The 21,675-nt window shown below is 70.8% G+C and carries 19 protein-coding genes; 15 read left to right on the top strand and 4 right to left on the bottom strand.

Annotated features, from left to right (window positions below; translation table 11 throughout):
* Positions 1-516: PspC domain-containing protein (locus VFO26_RS14820; RefSeq protein WP_325115825.1), on the bottom strand; the 516-nt coding region annotated here is incomplete at its 3' end.
* A gap of 363 nt (positions 517-879) precedes the next feature.
* Here VFO26_RS14820 and VFO26_RS14815 point away from each other — a divergent pair.
* The 10 genes from VFO26_RS14815 to VFO26_RS14770 all read left to right on the top strand — a co-directional run bounded on the left by VFO26_RS14815 (position 880) and on the right by VFO26_RS14770 (position 9,896).
* Positions 880-1,365 carry a LysR family transcriptional regulator gene (locus VFO26_RS14815; protein WP_325115824.1) on the top strand — a complete coding sequence of 162 codons (486 nt, stop codon included), beginning with the start codon at positions 880-882 and terminating at the stop codon, positions 1,363-1,365.
* 294 nt (positions 1,366-1,659) lie between these two features.
* Positions 1,660-2,190, top strand: a complete 531-nt coding sequence (locus VFO26_RS14810; RefSeq protein WP_325115823.1) for a hypothetical protein — start codon at positions 1,660-1,662, stop codon at positions 2,188-2,190.
* The gene (locus VFO26_RS14805; protein ID WP_325115822.1) at positions 2,187-3,269 is read left to right on the top strand and encodes an ABC transporter permease; all 1,083 of its coding nucleotides are present in this window, start codon (positions 2,187-2,189) and stop codon (positions 3,267-3,269) included. The genes VFO26_RS14810 and VFO26_RS14805 overlap by 4 nt, the downstream gene beginning before the upstream one ends.
* A 37-nt stretch (positions 3,270-3,306) precedes the next feature.
* Positions 3,307-4,950 (top strand): ABC transporter substrate-binding protein, encoded by a 1,644-nt coding sequence (locus tag VFO26_RS14800; RefSeq protein ID WP_325115821.1) that lies wholly within the window; start codon positions 3,307-3,309, stop codon positions 4,948-4,950.
* Between the two features lie 66 nt (positions 4,951-5,016).
* On the top strand, positions 5,017-5,988 hold the full coding sequence (locus VFO26_RS14795) for an ABC transporter permease (protein WP_325115820.1): 972 nt from the start codon (positions 5,017-5,019) through the stop codon (positions 5,986-5,988).
* Positions 5,985-7,139: an ABC transporter ATP-binding protein gene (locus VFO26_RS14790; RefSeq protein ID WP_325115819.1), complete on the top strand. Its 1,155-nt coding sequence runs from the start codon at positions 5,985-5,987 to the stop codon at positions 7,137-7,139. Before VFO26_RS14795 ends, VFO26_RS14790 begins: the two co-directional genes overlap by 4 nt.
* A 106-nt stretch (positions 7,140-7,245) precedes the next feature.
* Positions 7,246-8,331 (top strand): dipeptide ABC transporter ATP-binding protein, encoded by a 1,086-nt coding sequence (locus tag VFO26_RS14785; protein ID WP_325115818.1) that lies wholly within the window; start codon positions 7,246-7,248, stop codon positions 8,329-8,331.
* Positions 8,328-8,666: a hypothetical protein gene (locus tag VFO26_RS14780; RefSeq protein ID WP_325115817.1), complete on the top strand. Its 339-nt coding sequence runs from the start codon at positions 8,328-8,330 to the stop codon at positions 8,664-8,666. Before VFO26_RS14785 ends, VFO26_RS14780 begins: the two co-directional genes overlap by 4 nt.
* Positions 8,666-9,139 (top strand): zf-HC2 domain-containing protein, encoded by a 474-nt coding sequence (locus VFO26_RS14775; protein WP_325115816.1) that lies wholly within the window; start codon positions 8,666-8,668, stop codon positions 9,137-9,139. The genes VFO26_RS14780 and VFO26_RS14775 overlap by 1 nt, the downstream gene beginning before the upstream one ends.
* 52 nt (positions 9,140-9,191) lie before the next feature.
* Positions 9,192-9,896 carry a haloacid dehalogenase type II gene (locus tag VFO26_RS14770; RefSeq protein ID WP_325115815.1) on the top strand — a complete coding sequence of 235 codons (705 nt, stop codon included), beginning with the start codon at positions 9,192-9,194 and terminating at the stop codon, positions 9,894-9,896.
* A 71-nt stretch (positions 9,897-9,967) separates the two neighbouring features.
* Here VFO26_RS14770 and VFO26_RS14765 read toward each other — a convergent pair whose 3' ends face one another.
* A complete protein-coding gene (locus tag VFO26_RS14765; protein ID WP_325115814.1) occupies positions 9,968-10,942 on the bottom strand; it encodes a YafY family protein in 975 nt (324 codons plus the stop codon).
* Between the two features lie 84 nt (positions 10,943-11,026).
* Here VFO26_RS14765 and VFO26_RS14760 point away from each other — a divergent pair, with 84 nt between their 5' ends.
* The 4 genes from VFO26_RS14760 (at position 11,027) to VFO26_RS14745 (ending at position 15,643) form a co-directional block, all read left to right on the top strand.
* Positions 11,027-11,521: a hypothetical protein gene (locus VFO26_RS14760; protein WP_325115813.1), complete on the top strand. Its 495-nt coding sequence runs from the start codon at positions 11,027-11,029 to the stop codon at positions 11,519-11,521.
* On the top strand, positions 11,521-12,027 hold the full coding sequence (locus tag VFO26_RS14755; protein WP_325115811.1) for a hypothetical protein: 507 nt from the start codon (positions 11,521-11,523) through the stop codon (positions 12,025-12,027). The genes VFO26_RS14760 and VFO26_RS14755 overlap by 1 nt, the downstream gene beginning before the upstream one ends.
* A gap of 138 nt (positions 12,028-12,165) precedes the next feature.
* Positions 12,166-14,826 (top strand): pyruvate dehydrogenase (acetyl-transferring), homodimeric type, encoded by a 2,661-nt coding sequence (aceE, locus tag VFO26_RS14750; protein WP_325115810.1) that lies wholly within the window; start codon positions 12,166-12,168, stop codon positions 14,824-14,826.
* A gap of 4 nt (positions 14,827-14,830) precedes the next feature.
* Entirely contained in the window at positions 14,831-15,643 is an 813-nt protein-coding gene (locus tag VFO26_RS14745) for an isocitrate lyase/phosphoenolpyruvate mutase family protein (RefSeq protein WP_325115809.1), read from the top strand.
* Between the two features lie 212 nt (positions 15,644-15,855).
* Here VFO26_RS14745 and rsgA read toward each other — a convergent pair whose 3' ends face one another.
* Both rsgA and VFO26_RS14735 read right to left on the bottom strand, forming a co-directional pair.
* A complete protein-coding gene (gene rsgA, locus VFO26_RS14740) occupies positions 15,856-16,935 on the bottom strand; it encodes a ribosome small subunit-dependent GTPase A (protein ID WP_349259090.1) in 1,080 nt (359 codons plus the stop codon).
* A 234-nt stretch (positions 16,936-17,169) separates the two neighbouring features.
* The gene (locus VFO26_RS14735) at positions 17,170-18,057 is read right to left on the bottom strand and encodes an SDR family oxidoreductase (protein WP_325115807.1); all 888 of its coding nucleotides are present in this window, start codon (positions 18,055-18,057) and stop codon (positions 17,170-17,172) included.
* Between the two features lie 221 nt (positions 18,058-18,278).
* On the opposite strand from VFO26_RS14735, the gene VFO26_RS14730 reads away from it, so the two are divergent.
* Positions 18,279-21,668, top strand: a complete 3,390-nt coding sequence (locus VFO26_RS14730; protein WP_325115806.1) for a DNA polymerase III subunit alpha — start codon at positions 18,279-18,281, stop codon at positions 21,666-21,668.
* Positions 21,669-21,675: the final 7 nt, after the last annotated feature.

Raw genomic sequence — 21,675 nt, 5'->3', positions numbered from 1 at the left:
CGCGATGACGAGGGCGAGGAGAGCGGCAACCGCGATCGCGAGCCTGCGAAACAGGCGCCGCACGCGGCGCGAGTCCTCGGCCGCGAGCTGCTTCGCATCGGTGCTTGGCTCTGTCGCCGGCTGGCGCGTGATCCAGAGGATCAGGCCGCCGGCGATCAGGAAGAGCCACCACGAGTCGCCGTCGAACCACAGCGTCGCCCGCGAGAGGAGGATGGCGACTGCGACTGCGAGGAGACCCAGTCCGATCAGCGGCCACGGGCGGTCACGGCGGTTGCGGAGCGCCGCCGTCGCGACCGAGTCCTTCTTTCCCTCGTCGGGCATGACGAGCGCCGCGACGGCGTAGATGAGGATGCCGGCCCCGCCCAGGAGGGTGAGGACGACGAACCCGACGCGGAAGACAGCGGGATGGATGTCGAAGTAGCGAGCCAGGCCCCCGCTGACGCCGGCAAGCATGCGATCCGACCCGCTGCGCTGCAGCCGGCGGATCTCGGGGATATGTGTCGTGTGTTCGCTCATGACTTCAGGATGGCCCCGGTCGCCCGCGGAGACCATCCGGAATGACCCTGAGTCGACCCTGAGCTGACCCGGGGGCCGCACGGCATGGCCCGGCCCCCCGCCGTGCTCCTCGTGAGTGGCGGCACGTCCATTCCGGCCAACCTTCCCGCCTCGATGTCGTCATACGTGGCATAAGTCACCTCGGGCATTTCCTCGGTAGGTCCCAGGGGCTCCACACCGTCGCGGCGTGCGCGGAAGTCGTCGCAGGCCGGGCTCGGCCCGATGTCGTCACGCGGGCGCGGTATACCCGCCCCGTGGAGGCGATCGTCAGCGGCGGCGCCCACCATCGTCATCGATCACGGCGCGCGGGCGGCGCGACTGCACATGGATGACACCTTCCGCCGGCAGTGGGCGATCCAGCTCGCGCGCGAGCGGGCCGAGCAGGCGCGCATCCCCACGAGCTCGTTCGACGACGAGGTCGCCGAGGCCGTCGACCGGCGGCCGCTCGAGCGCTCTCGGTGGCTCGGGCTGCAGATCCGCTCGCTGCTGGCGCTCGTGGCCGTGGCCGAGGAAGGGAGCTTCGTTCGCGCCGCCACCCGCCTCGGCTACTCCCGCTCGACGATCAGCCATCAGATCGCACAGCTCGAGGCCGCGATCGGCGTCTCGCTCGTCGTGAGGGGCAGCGGCTCGCGGTCGGTCACGGTGACCCCGGCCGGCCGTGTCGTCGTCGCGCACGGGCGGGCGGTGCTCCGGCTGCTCGAGAACGCCGAGAACCAGCTCGGCGAGCTGGCACGCCGGGAGCTGGGGCGGCGAGCGCCTGCCCCGGGGCGCTGGGACCCGGTCGCTCCCCCGCGTCCCGCCGCGGGCTGATCCCCCTTCCCGCGTGTCCGGCTGAAGCCGGACACCGAGCGTGCGCCGTCCCGCGCCCGGGTCGCGGGTCTGCCAAACGTCGAAGTTGTCGACCTTTCCTGGGATTCGCGTCGCCGCTCGTGTAAACACGATGCGCCGTCAGACGTCGGGCGATCCGGCCTGCGGGATGACCCCCGGGCCGGAGCCCCGATCCGGACGACGGCACGGCGATGAGCACCAGCCAGAGCGACGAGCCCAGGGTTGTGGCCTCTCCCGCGGGGCCGGTCTCCACGCTCTCGGAAGGGCTCGACTGAGATGGCTTCACGGCGCCTGCGGCGGCGCCTCGCGTGGGGTTCGGCCGGAGCCGCTGCCTGCGCCGCGATCGTCCTCGCCCTCGTGCTCGGGCCCGACACGGACCCGCCCGAGCAGCGCCTGAGCGCGACGCCCGCCCAGGAGCCGGAGCGGCTGGTCGAGGCGCCGCTGGCATCGGAGGCGCGGAGGGTCGCGGTGCGGTTCATCCAGACGGCGGTCGCCCGCGAGAACCTCGAAGAGGCGTGGGCGCTCGTCGGCCCGAACCTGCGCGGCGGGCTGAGCAGGAAGCGCTGGCTGACGGGCGAGAACCCCGTCGTCCCGTACCCGATCGACGAGCTGGACGTCGCCCCGTACAAGGTCGACGAGTCGTATTCGACACGGGCGCTGCTGGAGGTCGCTCTGCTCCCGCGCAAGGGGTCAGGCGTCCGGTCGCAGGTGTTCTTCCTGGAGCTGAGGAAGCTGGGGTCCGGCGAGCGGGCCCGCTGGGTGGTCGACAACTGGGTGCCGAGAGCGTCGGCGGTCGTCCCACGGTGAGCAACGTCGCCGACAGCGCCGCTGCGCCGTCCGGCGGGCAGCTCGCCTCGTTCCTCGGCGGCGCCGGCCCGTCCCCGCCCGCGGACCTGTTCCTCGAGGAGGAGCTGGCGGCCGAGGTCGAGGCGCGGGGGTACTGGGCGGGAGTCTGGCTGAGGCTCCGGCGCGACAAGCTCGCGCTGGCCGGCGGGGTGTTCATCGTGCTCCTGTTCGTCATCGCCTTTGCCGGAGCGCCGCTCGCGGCGAAGCTCCTGGGGCACGGCCCGAACGAGCCGTTCCTCGTCTCCGGCGGTCTCGACGAGGACCAGCTGCCGGCCGGGCCGTGGACCCACGTCGGCAAGCTGACCGAGGACGGCGAGCTCGAGCAGCAGCTGTTCGTCCTCGGCTCGGACTCGACGCTCGCCAGAGACGAGTTCCTGCGGCTGCTCTACGGGGCGCAGGTGTCACTCGAGGTCGGGATCGGCGCAACCTGCCTCTCGCTCTTCCTCGGCACGCTGCTGGGCGCGCTGGCCGGGTTCTTCCGCGGCTGGGTGGACACGACGATCTCGCGGATGGTCGACCTGACCATGGCGTTCCCCTACCTGCTGTTCGTGATCACGCTCGCGGGCACGCTCGGGACCAGGCTGAACCACGTGACGCTCGGCTTCCTTGGGGAGGGCGTCGTCACGCTCGTCCTCGTCTTCGGGCTGCTGGGGTGGTTCTACTCGGCGCGCGTGATGCGCAGCGTGGCGCTGTCGATCCGCGAGAAGGAGTTCGTGGAGGCCGCCCGCATGGTCGGGGCCAGCAACTGGCGGATCGTCCGCTCGCACGTCTTCCCGCACCTCGTGGGGCCTCTGATCGTCCTCGGGACCCTCAACGTGGCGGCATTCATCCTCGCCGAGGCCGGGCTCTCGTTCCTCGGGCTCGGGATCCAGCTGCCGACCGCGAGCTGGGGGACGCTTCTCGCGGACGCGCCGCAGTACTACACCTCCCGGCCCCTCCTGATGGTCTGGCCCGGCGTCGCCCTGCTCCTGACCACGCTCGCCTTCAACCTCCTCGGCGACGGCCTGCGCGACGCCTTCGACCCGAGGGGCTCCCGCTGATGCCCTGCCCACAGACCGTCCGACCGAAAGGAGCCCAATGAACGGGAAACGCCTGCTCGGGATCGTCCTCGCGATCACGGGCATCGCCCTGCTCGTCGCCGCCGCCTCGACGGCCGCGCCGACCGCCAAGCGCGGCGGCACGATCGTGCTCGACATCTCGACCGACGTCGACTACATCGACCCGCAGCTCTCGTACTACGGCGAGACGTGGAAGCTCGAGGCCGCGACGGCCTGCAAGCTGATGAACTGGCAGGACAAGGAGGGCGCAGCCGGTGCAGTGGCGACGCCCGAGGTATCCGCCGGTCTGCCCGTGATCTCACGGGACGGCAAGACCTACACGTTCACGATCAAGCCGGGCTTCAGGTTCTCGAACGGCCAGACCGTGACGGCGCGGAGCTTCGTGGATGCGTTCAACCGGTTCGCGAACCCGCGCATGCAGTCGACGGGCGTGCAGTTCCTCGACATCGTGCAGGGTGCCCAGGCCGTGATCGACGGCAAGGCGCGCACGATCTCCGGCGTCCGTGCCCAGGGCAACAAGCTCGTCGTGCGGCTGACGAAGGCCTCGCCGGACTTCCTCGCCCGGCTGACGATGCCGTTCATGCAGGCGATCGACACGAACCTCGCTCGCCAGATCGACGCCAACGGGATCAACCAGTACGCCTCCTGCGGGCCGTACTACTTCTCCTCCCGGACGCCGGGGCGCTCGATCACGCTCAGGCGCAACCCGCACTACAAGGGTGGCCGCGCGGCCAACGCCGACACGATCCAGGTCAACGTCGGCAACGACATCGCGGTCCAGTTCCAGAACGTCGAGAAGGGAACATCGGACTACGCCTCGAGCGGCATCCCGCCCACCGAGTGGAAGAACGTGGTCGGGAAGTACGGGCTCAACCGGAAGGACGGCCGCGTGCAGGTGCGGCCGCTGTTCGACATCCGCTACGTCGCGATGAACCACGGGCGGCCGCTGTTCAGGAACAATCCGGGCCTCGCCAAGGCGGTCAACTGGGCGGTCGACCGGCAGGCGTTCTCGGCCCAGGGCGGCTACCTGTACGGCAAGCGCACCGGCCAGATCCTCCCGCCGGGGATGGTCGGGTACAAGCCGCAAGGCCTCTACCCGCTGAAGGTCACGGCGAACACGATCAAGCAGGCCAAGAAGCTCGCCGACGGCAACCTCCGCGGCGGCAAGGCCGTGCTCTGGTCGTCGAACACGGGGATCGCCCCGCTCCAGGCGCAGCTGATCCAGTACAACCTCAAGCAGATCGGGCTCGACGCCGAGGTCCGGCTGCTTCCGCGGGCGCAGCAGTTCACGAACGCCGGCAACCCCGAGACCGCGACCTTCGACATGACGATGGAGCGGTGGGGCGCCGACTACGCGGACCCGTACGACTTCGTGAACATCCTGCTCGACGGGGCGCAGGTCAAGAACCCGCAGCACAACAACTACGCGTACTTCAACGTCGCGAAGTACAACCGCCAGATGACGTCGGCCTCGCTCCTCACGGGGCCGCGGCGGGGTGCGGCGTACGCCGCCCTCGACGGAGCGCTGATGCGGGAGAACCCGCCGTGGGCGCCGCTCGTCAACTCGAACGACCGGAGCTTCATGTCGGCCCGGGTCGGCTGCATCACCATCAACGAGGCCCACGGGAGCGGGCCGCTCCTCAACGTGATCTGCCTCAAGTAAGCACCTCTGACGGGAGGGGCGGGCCCGTCAGGGGCCGCCCCTCCTCACCAGCGCGAGAGACCCCACATGCTCCAGTACCTCCTACGACGACTTCTCTGGGCGGGCGTGCTCTTCATCGGAGTGACGCTGATCACGTACGTCCTCTTCTTCCAGATGCCCGCCGACCCGGCGCGCCTCGCCGCCGGGAAGTCCGCCACCGCCGAGGACGTCGCGCGCGTCTCGCACCAGCTCGGCCTCGACCGCCCGGTCCACGAGCAGTACGCGCTGTTCCTGAAGCGGCTCGTGGTCGACCACTCGTTGGGCCGCTCCTACGCCAATCGGCGCTCCGTCAACGAGATGGTCGGCGAGGCCGTCCCCGTCACCACCGCGCTCGTGCTGGGAGGGGCCGTCCTGTGGATGCTGATCGCGCTGCCGGTGGGGATCCTCTCCGCGCTCCGGCCGCGCTCGCTCCTCGACAGAGGAGCGATGATCTTCATCCTGATCGGGATCTCGGCGCCGGTCGTCTGGATCGGCCTGCTGCTGCAGTACTTCGTCGGCTTCCGGTGGGGCCTGACGCCGAACGCGGGGTACTGCGACATCATCTCCCCGCCCGAGGGCGCGGGCTGCGGGGGGCCGGCCGACTGGGCGTACCACATGATCCTGCCCTGGCTCACGTTCGCGATCCTCTTCGCCGCGAGCTACGCCCGGATGATCCGCTCGAACGTGATGGACACGCTCGGGGAAGACTACGTCCGCACTGCGCGGGCGAAGGGCGCGCCCGAGAGCCTCGTCGTCCGGCGGCACGTCCTCCGCAACGCCCTGCTCCCGATCGTCACCATGCTCGGGCTGGACATCGGGGTGGCGCTCGGCGGCGCGATCTTCACCGAGGCGATCTTCAACCTGCCGGGGCTCGGCCGGCTGGCGCTGAACAGCGTCCTCAACCTCGACCTGCCGACGATGCAGGGGGTGATCGTGTTCGCGACGCTCGCGATCATCCTGCTCAATCTCGCGGTAGACCTCGTCTACGCGGTCATCGACCCGAGGATCCGCCTCGCATGACCGCGGCCGCGGCGCCGTCGATCGAGCGCGGGCGGCCCGAGGAGGCGCCGCTCCTGGAGGTGCGCGACCTGCGGACGTACTTCAAGACGGACGACGGCATCGTGAAGGCGGTCGACGGGGTCTCGTTCGACGTACAGCCGGGCCGGACGCTCGGCGTCGTCGGCGAGTCGGGCTCCGGAAAGAGCGTGACGATGATGTCGATCCTCGACCTCAACCCCAAGCCCGGCCGCCTCGCACTCGACCCCGGCTCGTCGCCGGGCGAGCAGATGGAGGCGTTCCTGCGGGGGACGAAGAAGCACACGTCGGTCTCGACGGGCCAGGCGCGCTTCCGCGGCGAGAACCTGCTCGAGGCGTCGAAGCGTCGCCTGCGCGCCCTGCGGGGGAACGAGATCTCGATGATCTTCCAAGACCCGATGACTTCGCTCAACCCGGTGCTGAGCGTCGGCAGCCAGCTCGTCGAAGCGGTCCTCCTGCACCGGGACGTCACGGGGCGCGAGGCCCGAGAGCTGGCGATCGCCGGGCTCCAGGAGGTCGGGATCCCGCGCGCGCAGCGCCGGATCGACGACTACCCGCACCAGTTCTCGGGCGGCATGCGGCAGCGCGTGATGATCGCGATGGCGCTCGTCAACGAGCCGGCCCTCCTGATCGCGGACGAGCCGACGACGGCGCTCGACGTGACGACGCAGGCCCAGATCCTCGGTCTCATCCGCGAGCTCCAGGAGGAGCGGGGGACCGCAGTCATCCTGATCACCCACGACCTCGGTGTCGTCGCGGAGACCGCGGACGAGATCGTCGTGATGTACGCCGCCAGGGTCGCGGAGCACGCGCCCGTCTTCTCGCTCTTCGAGCAGCCCCTGCATCCGTACACGTGGGGGCTGCTCGGCTCGCTGCCCCGGCTCGACGTCGAGCTCGAGCGCCTTTCGCAGATCCGGGGCCAGCCGCCCTCGCTGCTCAGGCCTCCGGCCGGGTGTAGGTTCCGGCCGCGCTGCGCCTACGCATTCGACAGCTGCCGCGCCGTGCTTCCTCCGGCGGCGCCCGCCAGCTTCGACGAGCGTCACCTGGACGCATGCCTGCTCGACGAGCAGCGGAAGCTGGAGGAGTCGAGACGCGTCGTCGCCGACCTCGCGCTCGACGCGGAGGCCGCTGCATGAGGTGTTCCGTGTCAGCGCTTCGGCCCATGCGCGTTCCTCGGGCGGCGTCAGGCGGCGGCGGAGGCCGGCTTCGCCGGCCGGGAGCCGACGCCGGCGAGGGGCGCGCATGACGGACGCCCTCCTCGAGGTCGAGAATGTCACGAAGCACTTTCCCATCACCAAGGGCGTCGTCTTCAAGCACGAGGTGGCCTCGGTCAAGGCGCTCGACGGCGTCTCGCTCACGGTCAACCGCGGGGAGACGGTCGGGATCGTGGGCGAGTCGGGCTGCGGGAAGTCGACCCTCGCCCGCGTGGTCATGCGCCTGCTCGAGCCGACGAGCGGGACGGTGCGCTTCGACGGGAGGGACATCACGAGCGTCGCACAGCGCGACCTGAGGTCGGTGCGGCGCGAGCTGATGATGATCTTCCAGGACCCCTACGCGTCGCTGAACCCACGCAAGCGCGTCGGGTTCATCGTCGCCGAGCCGCTCGAGATCCACGGCCTCGGCACCGACGCGGAGCGCAAGCGGCGCGTCCAGGACCTGCTCGAGGTCGTGGGCCTGAACCCGGAGCACTACAACCGCTTCCCTCACGAGTTCTCGGGCGGCCAGCGCCAGCGGATCGGGATCGCCCGGGCGCTCGCGGTGAACCCCAAGCTGATCGTCGCCGACGAGCCAGTCTCGGCGCTCGACGTCTCCGTCCAGGCGCAGATCCTGAACCTGCTCAAGGACCTGCAGTCGGAGTTCGGGCTGACGTACGTCTTCATCGCACACGACCTGAGCGTCGTCCGGCACATCTCCGACCGCGTCGCGGTGATGTACCTCGGGAAGCTGGTGGAGCTCGCCCGCTCGAAGGACCTGTACAGAGCGCCGCGCCATCCCTACACGGGTGCGCTCCTGTCCGCCGTCCCGATCGCGAACCCGCGGCTCGGAAGGAGTCGCAGCGCGTTCGTCCTGAAGGGCGACGTCCCCAGCCCGATCAACCCGCCGAGCGGGTGCCGCTTCCATCCGCGCTGCCCGCGTGCCCAGGAGACGTGCGAGCTGAACGACCCAGCGCTCGCGGAGCAGGCAGCGGGGCACGAGGCAGCATGCTTCTTCCCACTCGACAAGTGGCCGCTGACCGCCGAGGAGATGTCCCGCGCGGTCACGCCACGCGAGCCGGACGACGACTCCCGGACGGAGGCGGCGCCGGTCGGCGTCCGGTCGGTCGCGTGATCGTCCGCGGCCTGCGCGACCTCTCGCTCGGCCTGGTCGCTCTCTGCGGCCTCACCGCCGTGGCCTCTTTGCTCGTGGGGCTGGCCGCAGGGCTTCCGGCGGCTCGCGCCGTCTCGGGCGGGCTCATGCTCGTCGGATCGCTTCTGTTCACCGCCGGCGCGGTCGTCGGTCTCCGCGACCCGGCGCGCTCCCGCGAACGGCGGGCGGCGAGCGGCGCCTCCTCGAGCGGCCCGGCAACCTGGGGTGAGGCCTTTCACCTCTCCGCCTTGCTCGTCGGCTTCGGGCTCTGCCTCGTCCTGCTCGGCGTGGCCGTCAACCCCCGGACGTCGGGCTGATGGAGGCCTGCGCCCATCCCGCCCCGAAGAGCGCCTGCGACGATGCGCGGCTGCGGGCGTCGCTCGCGCTCGACGGCGCGCTCGACGACGTCGGCGTGGCGCTTCTGCGCTCCCATCTCGACGCCTGCGCTTCGTGCGTGCGCTTCGTCGGCGAGATGGGCTCTGTGGTCTCGCTCTTGAGGGGCGCGCCGCTCGAGGGGGTCCACTGCGAGCTCGCAGGCTCCCGCGTGCTTCGCTCGTGCACGTCGCCGGGGGGCCGCGGCTGGGCGGGCGCGGCCGTCGCCATCCTCGCGCTCGTTCTCGCGACGGCGTCGCTCCCGGGCGCGTCGGATCCGACGCCTCCGCCGGGCTCGACCGTCGCGGGCGCTCCTGCGCCACGGCACTCGGTGATCCCCTTCAAGCTGCCGATCGGCCAGCGGTCTGCGGTCGACGACTTCCGCGGCACGGCCCACGGGCCTCCGCCGGGCGCCTGAGCGGGGGCCGAGCCGTCCGACGAGCGCACCGTCGTGGTTCACTGACTCCGGGATGCCGATCGACTTCGGCCGCTACGAGGTCCTCACGTTCGACTGCTACGGGACGCTGATCGACTGGGAGACCGGGCTCCTCGAGGCGCTGCGTCGCGCGTTGCCGGACGCGTCCGGCGTGGAGGACGACGCCCTGCTCGAGTCGTACGGCCGCCACGAGGCGGAGGCCGAGCGGCCGCCGTACCGGAGCTATCGCGAGGTCCTCGCCGCCGGCCTGCGGGGCGTCGCGGCGGACGCCGGCCTCGAGGTCACGCGGGCCGCCTCGGCGGCGTTCTCAGAGAGCGTCCGCGACTGGCCCGCGTTCGCCGACTCGGCACGAGCGCTGGGTCGCCTCGAGGAGCGGTTCCGGCTCGGCGTGATCACGAACTGCGACACCGACCTCTTCGCCGCCTCGAACGAGCGACTGGGGGTCGCCTTCGACTGGGTCGTCACGGCTGAGGCGGCACGGAGCTACAAGCCGAGCCCGAGAGGGTTCGAGCTCGCCTTCGAGACGATCGGCGTGCCGCGTGAGCGCATGCTCCACGTGGCGCAGAGCCTGTTCCACGACCACGTGCCGGCGAAGCAGCTCGGCCTCGACTCGGTGTGGATCGACCGGCGCCGAGGACGCGCCGGCTCAGGGGCGACCCCGGCCGCGGACGCCGAGCCCGACGCCTCCTACCCGAGCATGCGTGCGTTCGCGGACGCCGCCACCGGTCCCACCGGCTGACCGTAAGAAGCGAGCGCCTGCCCATGCCCGCCAAGGGCCCCGACGGGTGTCGGCGATGTGAGCGGCGCCGTCTACGCGGGTCGCGGTTCCAGCTGGCCACCCGACGCGGCGAGCCGCTCGGCGAGCTGCCGGACGCTGGTGCGCAGCTCCTCCGGCGCGCGGATCGTGAACCCGCAGCCGAGGCTCGCGAGCATGCCGGCGGTCCAGTCGAGCGAGTCGGCCCGCATGCGCAGGAGCGTCCCGCCCTCCGCTCCGACGAGCTCGGCCAGCGTCGGCGGCAGCCGTCGCGCCGCCAGGTCGACGGGCAGGTCGAGCAGCACCTCAACCTCGAAGCCCCACGGGACGCGCGCAAGCGAGAGGCTGACGTGCTCGACCGCGTCGAAGCCCTCCGGCGCGGGAAGTCCCGGCGCGTCGAGCAGCGTCGCGGAGCGCATCCGGTCGATCCGGAACGTGCGCAGGTCGTCGCGGAGGTGGTCGTGGGCGGCCAGGTACCAGCGACCTGCGTGGACGACCAGGCCGTAAGGGCTCAGCTCTCGTCGGGTCCGCTCGCCGGAGTACGAGCGGTACGCCGTGCGCACGCGCCGGCCGCGTCGTACCGCGTCGGCGAGCAGGAGAACCGTGTCCCCCGCAACCGGGGTGCCGGCCCTCGGCGTCGCGGTGAACCCGAGCGCCGTCTCGAGCGCCTGTACGCGCCGACGCAGGAGGTCGGGGAGGACTCGATGGATCTTCGCCAGCGCGCCGTCGACGGGGCCCGACTCGGTGTCGAGCCCCTGCCGGCGGGCGGCGATCAGGCCGAGGACGACGACGACCGCCTCGTCGTCGGAGAGCATCAGCGGCGGGAGCCGGAACCCGGGCCGGACGCGGTAGCCGCCGCCGACGCCACGCTGGCCCTCCACCGGGATGCCGAGGTCCTGCAACGCCGTGATGTAGCGCCGCACCGTGCGCCGGTCGATCGCGAGCCGGTCGGCGATCTCGCGGCCCGTCGTCAGCGGCCTCGTCTGCAGCACCTCGAGCAGCTCCAGCAACCGTGACGTGGGCGTCTGCACGCCACGCAGTCAAGCACGTATTGAGGGCAAGTTCCGCCCTATTTGGCCGATAGGGTCGAGCGCAGAGCAAAACGGGAGGCAGGCATGAGCCAGACGGTGCAGATCGAGTCGACCGCGAGGGACTTCGACTTCTGGATGGGCAGCTGGGAGGTCGGCAATCGCCGGCTGCGAAGGAGGCTCGCAGGATCGGACGACTGGGAGGAGTTCGAGGCCACGGTCGTCGCCCGTCCGTTGCTCGACGGCCTCGGCAACGAGGACGAGTTCCGGACCGACCACGACGGCGGGTTCGTCGGTATGTCGTTCCGGTTCTTCGATCCGGAGCTCAGGCGGTGGTCGATCTACTGGGCGGACAGCAGACGCCCGGGCGAGCTCGACCCACCGGTCTTCGGCCGGTTCTCGGGCGACGTCGGAGTCTTCGAGGGCGAGGACATCCACAGGGGGCGGCCGATCCTCGTCCGCTTCACGTGGTCCGGGGTGACGACGAGCACGCCCCGTTGGGAGCAAGCGTTCTCGGACGACGGCGGGAGGACGTGGGAGACGAACTGGGTGATGGACTTCAGACGGCCGGGAGGCGAGTGATGAGCGTGCTCGAGCGAAACGACAACGGCGTCGCCAACGACTACGAGCACATCGCGAAGCTCGTGCGGTCGGGCCAGAGCATCGTCCTCGGAGACACGCTGTTCAAGTGGTACGAGATCGCCCCGGACGACGAGCCCGTCCCGGCGACGATCGCCGACCTGGCGCGCCTGGGGCTCGCCGACGCGGCGCGGCTCGGCGAGCTCCGGCTGCGCGGCTCGGTGGGGTTCGTGATCCTCCACCGCTGCGGCGAGGGGTTCTACTTCCTGCTCGTCTCGACGTGGGAGAACGACAACGAGCTCTGGGAGACGGTCTGGGCCAAGGACGGGACGGACGACCCCGGGTTCCACCCGTGGCCGCTCGAGGGCTCGCATCGCCCGACCTTCTGCGTGTGGGAACTGGGCGCCGTCGCGCACGAGCGGACGGCGTGGAGCCGGTACCTGCGCTCGGGCAGGGGCCGCGAGGAGCGCCTGGCCTACATGCGCGACACGTACGAGGGCGTCGTGTGAGACGAGCCGGCTCGGTGCGCGTGCGTCCGCCGCCCCCGCCGCAGGCGGCCCGCCGACGCCGGTGCCGCGGTGACCTGCGCGCGAGGACCGCGACGGTAGGCACGCGACGACCCTCGCCGCTGCTGCCACACTGAGGGCATGACCACCGATGTGCAGGCGCCCGACAACGATCCCGTCGAGACCCGGGAGTGGCTCGAGTCGGTCGACGTGGTCGTCGACACGGAGGGGCGCGAGCGCATGGCGTACCTCCTCGACCGTGCGATCGACCACGCGCAGGACCTCCACGTCCCCGTCAGCGCGGGCGTCTCGACGCCGTACGTCAACACGATCCCCGTCGAGGACGAGCCCGAGCTCCCCGGCGACCCCGAGCTGGAGCGGCTCGCGACGGCGCTCGTCCGCTGGAACGCGATCGCGATCGTGCTCCAGGCGAACGCCGAGTCCACCGAGCTCGGGGGGCACATTGCGAGCTACCAGTCCGCGGAGACGCTCTACGAGATGGGCTTCAACCACTTCTGGCGGGGCCGCACCGAGGACCACCTGGGCGACCTCGTCTACCTGCAGGGCCACTCGTCGCCCGGGTTCTACGCGCGCGCCTTCCTCGAGGGGCGACTGAGCGAGGAGGAGCTGCGCCGCTTCCGCCAGGAGGTGGGCGGCGGCGGCCTCTCGTCCTACCCGCACCCGTGGCTGATGCCGCACTTCTGGCAGTTCCCGACCGTCTCGATGGGCCTCGGCCCGCTGATGGCGATCTACCAGGCACGCTTCATGAAGTACCTCTCCGCGCGCGAGATCGTGGAGCACGGCGACCGCAAGGTGTGGGCGTTCATGGGTGACGGCGAGATGGACGAGCCGGAGTCGATGGGCGCGATCTCGCTTGCGGGACGCGAGCGGCTCGACAACCTCGTCTTCGTCGTCAACTGCAACCTGCAGCGGCTCGACGGGCCCGTCCGCGGAAACGGGAAGATCATCCAGGAGCTCGAGACGAACTTCCGCGGCGCGGGCTGGAACGTGATCAAGGTGATCTGGGGGTCGAACTGGGATCCCCTGCTCGCCGCGGACGAGGGCGGCTGGCTCCGCAGGCTGATGGAGGAGTGCGTCGACGGCGAGTACCAGACCTTCAAGGCGAACGACGGCGCGTACGTGCGCGAGCACTTCTTCGGCCGGTATCCGGAGACGGCGGCGATGGTCGCCGACTGGACGGACGAGGAGATCTGGGAGCTGCGGCGGGGCGGGCACGACCCGAAGAAGGTCTATGCCGCGTACGACGCCGCCGTGAGGCACACGGGCCAGCCGACCGTGATCCTCGCCAAGACGATCAAGGGCTACGGGATGGGGACGGCCGGCGAGGGCCGAAACATCACGCACCAGCAGAAGGCGATGAACGAGGAGGCGCGGCTCGCGATCCGTGACCGGCTCGGGATCCGCCTGACGGACGAGCAGGCGACGGGGGCGTTCTTCCACCGCCCCCCCGAGGACAGCCCCGAGCTCCGCCACCTGCTCGAGCGGCGCAAGGCCCTGGGCGGGAGCATCCCGGCCCGTCACACCGACGCGGAGCCGCTTCCCACCCCGCCGCCGTTCGACAACGTCCTCGAGGGGAGCGGAGAGCGCGAGAACTCGACGACCATGGCGCTCGTCCGGGTTCTCAACACCCTCGTGCGGGACCCGGTCCTGGGCCCGCGGGTCGTGCCGATCGTGCCCGACGAGTCACGCACGTTCGGGATGGAGGGCATGTTCCGCCAGCTCGGGATCTACTCGCAGGTCGGGCAGCTCTACGAGCCCGAGGACGCGGGCGACTTCATGTTCTACCGCGAGGACCAGCACGGCCAGATCCTCCAGGAGGGGATCAACGAGGCCGGCGCGTTCTCCTCCTGGCTCGCCGCGGCGACGTCGTACTCGAACCACGCCGTCGCGATGATCCCGTTCTACATCTTCTACTCGATGTTCGGCTTCCAGCGGGTCGGCGACCTCGCCTGGGCGGCGGGCGACAGCCGGGCCCGCGGCTTCCTGATCGGCGGGACGGCGGGTCGCACGACGCTGAACGGCGAGGGGCTCCAGCACGAGGACGGGCACTCGCATGTCCTGGCGTCGACGATCCCCAACTGCGTGGCCTACGACCCGACGTACGCCTACGAGGTCGCGGTGATCCTGCGCGAAGGCCTCCGGCGCATGTGCACCGAGCAGGAGGACGTCTTCTTCTACCTCACGGTGATGAACGAGAACTACAGGCACCCGCCGCTTCCGGAGGGTGCGGAGGAGGGGATCCTGCGTGGCATGCACCTCCTGCGCGAGGCGCCGGCGGGGAAGTCCCCCCGCGTGCAGCTCCTCGGCTCGGGCGCGATCCTGAGGGAGGTCGAGGCCGGCGCAGAGCTGCTCGACGCGGACTTCGGGGTGAGCACCGACGTGTGGAGCGTGACGAGCTTCACCGAGCTCAGGCGGGACGGGATGGAGGTCGAGCGCTGGAACATGCTCCATCCGACCGAGCCGCAGCGGCGGGCGTATGTCGACGAGTGCCTCGCCGGTCGCGAAGGGCCGGCCGTGGCAGCGTCCGACTACATCCGGACGTTCGCGGACCAGATCCGCCCGTTCGTCCCCGGCCGGTACACGGTGCTCGGCACGGACGGCTTCGGGCGGAGCGACTACCGCGCCAGGCTGCGGGAGTTCTTCGAGGTGGATCGTCACCACGTCGTCGTCGGCGCCTTGAAGGCGCTCGCCGACGAGGGGTCGGTCGAGCCCTCGGTCGTGCGATCGGCGATCGAGCGCTACGGGATCGACACGGACCCCACGCCCCCGTGGAAGCGGTGAGCGCGTGACGTCCTCGGCCGCGGACCGCCGGGCCCGCTTCCACGAGCTTCACGCGCGAGACGAGCTGTTCGTCATGCCGAACCCGTGGGACGTCGGCTCCGCGAAGCTGCTCTCGTCGCTCGGGTTCGAGGCGCTCGCCACGACGAGCGCCGGATTCGCCTGGGCGCTCGGGAAGCTCGACGGACAGGTCACGCGCTCCGAGCTGGTCGGGCACGTCGCCGAGCTCTCGGCCGCGACCGACCTGCCGCTCAATGTCGACAGCGAGCGCTGCTTCCCGGACGACCCGGGCGGCGTGGGGGAGACGGTGCGCCTGCTGGCCGAATCAGGTGCGGCGGGATGCTCGATCGAGGACTGGAACCCGCTGACGGGGCGGATCGAGGAGCTCGGCCTCGCCGTGGAGCGCGTCGCCGAAGCAGCGGAGGCCGCGCACGCGCTCGCGGATCCGATGGTGCTCACCGGTCGCGCCGAGAACCATCTCCACGGCGTCGACGACCTCGACGACACGATCGCCCGCCTGGTCGCCTACCGTGACGCGGGCGCGGACTGCGTGTACGCGCCGTGGCTCGCCACCGTCGAGCAGATCACGGCGGTCGTCGAGGCCGTCGGGGTGCCGGTCAACGTGCTCGCGGTGCCGGCCGGGCCCCCGATCCCGGAGCTCGCACGCATCGGCGTGCGCCGGGTCTCGACGGGGAGCCTCCTCGCCGCCGCCGCTTACGGCGCGCTCGCAGCCGGCGCGCGAGAGCTGCTCGCGGACGGGACGTCGAGCTACACATCCGGACGCATGTCCGACGCGGACAAGCAGGCAGCATTCGGCTGACCGCAGGGTCGGCCCTCGGGCCCGTACGTGGCGATGCGTGGTAGCCGTCCGCACCCGCAGCTGACCGTCGCCAGACGCGTGTCGGACGGGTGACCGGTGCGCAGCCCTGACGAGGCCGGAGGCCGGCTCGGCCGGCCGGGAGGCCCGGAGCGGGAGACCGGTGATCCGTGCGAAGGAGGGGCTCGCGGGGGAACCATGGGTTCCCCCGCGCCCTAGCGTCGTCCTTTCGCCCTGGAGGCCTCGCGGGCGAAGCGGGAGAGTGACTTCCAGCGCTTCCGCTCCTCGGACGCGGCGCGCTTGTCGAGCCGCCGCTCGAGGTGCGCGAGCTCGGCCTGGAGCTTGAGGTAGCTCTCCCAGCGCTCCGGGGCGAGCGTCCCGTCCTCGATCGCCGCCTTCACGGCGCACCCCGGCTCGCTCTCGTGCCGGCAGTCCGAGAAGCGGCAGTGCGAGAAGAGCGACGTGACGTCCTCGAAGGCCTCCTCGAGGCCCTCGTCCGCGACCCAGAGCTGGAGCTCGCGCATCCCCGGCGTGTCGATCACGAGCCCTCCGCCCGGCAGCTGGACGAGCTCGCGGCGCGTCGTCGTGTGTCGGCCCTGGCCGTCGTCCCGGATCTCCCGGGTGGTGAGCAGCTCCTCGCCGGCCAGCGTGTTGACGAGCGTCGACTTCCCCACGCCCGACGAGCCGAGGAGCGCGGCGGTGACTCCCGGCCGGAGGTACGAGCGGACGTCGTCGAGACCCTCGCCCGTCACGCTCGAGAGCGCGAGAATCGGGACGTCGAACGCGATCGACTGGATGGCCTCGACGGCCCCGGGGACGTCGCCGGAGAGGTCGGTCTTCGTGAGCAGGACGACCGGCTGGGCGCCGCTCTCGCGGGCGAGGATGAGGTACCGCTCCAGCCGGCGGAGGTTCAGGTCCTCGTTGAGCGAGGTCACGATGAAGACGACGTCCACGTTCGCGGCGAGCACCTGCTCCTCGGCCGCCTGCCAGGCCGTCTTGCGCGAGAACTTCGTGCGCCGGGGCAGGACCGCCTGGATCGTGCCGGCGCTCTCCTCCGCACGGGGCGCGACGGCCACCCAGTCGCCCACCGCGGGCAGGTCGGCGGGGGAGGACGACTCGTCGTAGAGGCGGCCGGCGACGTCGCAGCGGAGCTCGCCGAGCTCCGTGAGGACGTCGTAGGCGCCGCGGTGCTGCACCGTCACCCGGCCGGGCACGAGGCCGGCGGTGGCATGCGGCTCGAATTGCTCGGCAAGGATCTCGTTCCAGCCGAGGGTGCTGAGGTCGAACAAGGTGATGGGTCTCCTCTCGGACTACGTGACGTAGGACGCGGAGCCGCGCGCCCGTCGCGAGAGGCCCGTCTTCGGTGTCAGCCGACGGGCCGCGCGGGGCGCGGCCGGGAGGAAGCGGTATCGGTCATCACGGCGACCTCCTTCGTCGGGGACCCGGCCAGTATGCCCGAGGTTCGCGCTGGGCGCAGGCCGCGCGGCCGTACCTCGAGGCGTGGTGCGCTTCCGGGCCCGGCGCAAGGGTCAGGCAGCGCGCCGCAACTGATCGTCGAGCGCGAGCAGAGGCAGCTGGAAGGTCTGCGCGGCATCGTCGTTGGAAACGACGTTGTCCCCGGCTTCCATCATCTTCAGAAGGTCGCGCGTGAGCGGGATGTTGCCGGGTAGACGCTCCGTCACCAGTGCGTTCGCCCGCATGAGGGCCATCGGCACGTGAACGCTCGGCCTTCGCAGCCCGAGTGCCAGCTTGAGCCGCGCCCAGAGCTCGTTCCAGCTGACGATGTCCGGCCCGCCGAGCTCGAACGTGCGATTCGTCGCGGCTCCGAGCTCGAGCGCCTGCCCGACGTGCGCGGCGAGGTCATCGACCCAGATCGGCTGGAGGCGCTGCTGGCCGGAACCGGCGATCGGGGTGACCGGCAAGAGCTTCGCGAGCTTGCGGAACGTGGGGAGGATCCCGCCGTCGGGACCGAACACGAAGCTGGGCCGGAGGATGACGTAGGGCATCGCGGAGCCCTGAACGGTCTGCTCCGTCTCCCATTTCGCCCGGTAGTAGGGCACGAGATCCTTCGTCTGCTCGCTCACGCCGAGGGCGCTCATGTGCACGAAGCGCCCGACGCCCGCCTGCCGCGCGGCGAGGGCCAGACCGGCGGTGCCACGGGTCATGATCCGCTCGAACTGTTCCTCCTTCCCCTGCCGAATCGCGACGAGGTGAACGACGCCCTCGACGCCTTCCACGGCGCGTTCCAGGCTGCCGGGGTCGGTCAGGTCGCCCTGCGCCAGCTCGCAGCCCATGGACTCCAGGCTCCCCGCGCCGCGTGTGTCGCGGACGAGGCACCGCACCGCCTTGTCCGCCCGGCGCAGCGAGCTCACCACGTGGCCGCCGACGAATCCCGTGGCACCGGTGACGAGGATCATCGCCGTAGTTGTACGCGACGCTGACCGGCCGCGTGGCGCTCGCGCCCGGTCAGCGAGCGCGCGGGCCGGTGTGCCAGAAGACGAGCGCCGCCGCCGCCGCCTCCGCGAGCACGCTGAGGACCGCGATGAGCTTGAGTGAGATCGGAATCTGCCGCATACACCGGTTATCGGCAGATTCGGCGAGGTTGTCCAGCGGACCGTCGCACTACGATGGCCTTCCCGTGAGCGCCCCGTTCGTCCACCTCCACGTCCACTCGGAGTACTCGATCCTCGACGGGGCGTGCCGGATCCCGGCTCTCGCGAAGAAGGCGGCGGAGCTGGAGATGCCGGCTGTGTCGCTCACCGACCACGGCTCGATGGCGGGCGCGATCGACCTGCACAAGGCCGCGAGCGAGCAGGGGATCAAGCCCATCTTCGGCTGCGAGGTGTACGTCGTCGATGACCGCAGGGTGCAGACGAAGGGCCACGCGCACCTCACGCTCCTCGCATCGGACAACACGGGCTATGGGAACCTGATCAAGCTCTGCTCGCTCGGCTACCTCGAGGGCTACTACTACAAGCCCCGCGTGGACTGGGAGCTCCTGGAGCGGCACGCGCCGGGCCTGCTCGCGCTCTCCGGGTGCCTCTCGGGACGGGTGTCGCGGGCGCTCTCGGAGCATCGCGAGTCGGACGCCGAGGCCGAGCTCGACCGGCTGGCCCAGATCTTCGGGCAGGACAACACCTACGTCGAGCTCCAGAACGTGGGGCTGGAGGTGCAGCAGGCGGCGTTCCGCGCGCTTCCCGGCCTCGCCGCGCGCCGGCAGCTGCCGCTCGTGGCGACGGGAGACGTGCACTACCTCGACGCCACCGACGCGTCGAGCCACGAGGCGCTCCTCTGCATCCAGTCGGGCGACTCGCTGAAGAACCCCAACCGCTGGCGCTTCGGCGCCGACGAGTTCTACTTCAAGACGCCCGAGGAGATGGTGCTCGACTTTCCGGGCCACGAGGACGCTCTCCGCCGCAGCCTGGAGGTCGCCGAGCGCTGCAACGTGGAGCTGGAGCTCGGCCGGATCCGGCTGCCGCGGTTCCCTGTCCCGGAGGGGCGCGACGCGTTCGACTACCTCGTCGAGCTTTGCGAGCGAGGGCTCGTGAAGAGGTACGGCGCCTCGACGCCGGAGCTCGACGAGCGGCTGCGGTTCGAGCTGAAGACGATCCGCGAGATGGGGTTCGCCGACTACTTCCTGATCGTCGCCGACTTCATCGGGTTCGCGAAGCGGAACGGAGTCTCGGTCGGCCCGGGACGCGGCTCGGCCGCCGGGTCGCTGGCCGCGTACTGCCTCGAGATCACCGACATCGACCCGTTGCGCTACGGCCTGCTCTTCGAGCGGTTCCTCAACCCGGCCCGCAAGGACATGCCGGACATGGACATCGACTTCGCGGTCGAGGGGCGCGAGCGCGTGATCAACTACGTCGCCGAGAGGTACGGCCGCGACCGGGTCGCACAGATCATCACCTTCTCGAAGATGGCCGCGCGCGCCGCGCTCCGCGACGCCGGCCGGGTGCTCGAGATCCCCTACGGCGCCGTCGACCGGATCGCGAAGCTCGTGCCCGAGGGCCCTGGGCAGACGCTCGAGGAGGCGCTCAAGCCCGGTGGTGAGCTGGCCCGCGCCGTCGCCGAGGATCCGGTCGCGCGCGAGATCGTCGAGCTCGCCCGCCCGCTCGAGGGCCTCACCCGCGCGGACTCGATCCACGCGGCGGGCGTCGTGATCGGCGCGGAGCCGCTGATCGACCTGGTCCCGCTCCAGCAGAAGGGAGCGGACGCCGAGGTCGTCACGCAGCTCTCGATGAAGAACGTCGAGGCGCTCGGGCTCCTGAAGGTCGACTTCCTCGGCCTGCGCAACCTCGACGTGATCGACAAGGCGGTCGAGCTGATCGGCGGCCTGGACATCGGCGCGATCCCGCTCGACGACCGAAAGACCTACGAGATGCTCTCGCGCGCAGACGCGGCGGGCGTCTTCCAGTTCGAGTCCTCGGGGATGCGCGACGCCCTCCGAGCGGTGAAGCCGACGCAGTTCGAGGACATGATCGCGCTCGTCGCCCTCTACCGCCCCGGCCCGATGCAGTACATCCCGACCTATGCCGCGCGGAAGAACGGGCGCGAGGCGGTCACGTACATCGACCGGCGGCTCGAGCCGATCACGGGCGACTCCTACGGGATCTGCATCTACCAGGAGCAGTACATGCAGATCGCCAAGCAGCTCGCGGGCTTCACGCCCGCCGAGGCCGAGACGTTGCGGCGGGCGATCGGGAAGAAGATCCACGAGCTGATGGCCTCGCTGAAGGGCAAGTTCCTCGACGGCTGCGCGGCGAACGGCGTGTCGCCCGCAGTCGCCGATCAGCTCTGGAAGGACATGGAGTCGTCGCAGGATTACTCCTTCAACAAGGCGCACTCCGCGTGCTACGCCTTGATCGCCTACCGCACGGCCTGGCTCAAGGCCAACTACCCGTGCGAGTACATGGCCGCGCTGATCTCGAGCGTGATGAACACGAAGGACCGCGTCCCGCTCTACGTCAACGCCTGCGACGAGATGGGAATCCAGGTGCTGCCGCCCGACGTCAACTCCTCGGCGGTCGACTTCGCCGTGGTCGAGGGGAAGATCCGCTTCGGCTTGAACGCGGTGAAGAACGTGGGGGAGACGGCCGCTCAGCGGATCGTCGCCGCGCGCGAGGACGGAGGTCCGTTCACCTCGATCTGGGAGTTCACGGAGCGCGTCGACCCGCAAGTCGTCAACAAGCGCTCGCTCGAGTCGCTCGTCAAGTGCGGCGCCCTCGACTCGACGGGTGCCACGCGGATGGGGATGCTCGCGGTACTCGAGCAGGCGCTCGCCCACGGCCAGAAGCTCGCGGCCGACAGGCTGATGGGGCAGGCGTCGATCTTCGACCTGGGCGAGCCGTCCTCGCCCGACGTGCCGACGCACCATCCGACGATCTCTGCGGGCGAGTTCGAGAAACAGGAGCTGCTGCGCCTCGAGAAGGAGACGCTCGGCCTCTACGTCTCCGAGCATCCCCTCTCGGGCGTGCGCGACCAGCTTCGACGCAAGACCGACGCGACCCTCGCCGAGCTCGAGCGCCGACGCGACGGAGAGGTCGTGACCGTGGGCGGGATCGTCTCGGACGTGAAGCACCTGACGACGAAGCGAGGCGATCCGATGGTCTTCCTGACGCTCGACGACCCCACCGGCTCGGCCGAGGTCGTCGTCTTCAACTCGGCGTACCAGGCCGCGAGGGAGCTCTGCGTCGCCGACCGGATCCTGGTCGTCAAGGGCCGCGTCGACCACAAGCAGCAGGGAGAGACGAAGGTGATCGCCTCCGAGGTGACGCCGTTCGAGGCCGTCGCGGAGCGCCGCGAGGTCAGGTTCTCGCTCGATGCACGGGAAGCTCCGGCCGGCGTCGTCCGGGAGCTCGCCCGCCTCGTGCGGGAGTTCCCCGGCGAGTCGCCGGTCTACCTGTCGCTCGACACCTCGGAAGGGCCGAAGACCTACGCGCTCGGGCCCGAGTTCCGGGTGCGGCCCGACCCGGACTTCATCGCAGAGGCCCGCTCGGTGCTCGGCGGCTCGGCGCTCCTCTCCTAGCCGACAC

This window comes from Gaiella sp., from assembly GCF_035710885.1.
GTDB lineage: Bacteria > Actinomycetota > Thermoleophilia > Gaiellales > Gaiellaceae > Gaiella.
Note: the sequence above shows the minus strand (reverse complement) of the source record. Positions and strands in the feature narration are given on the sequence as shown.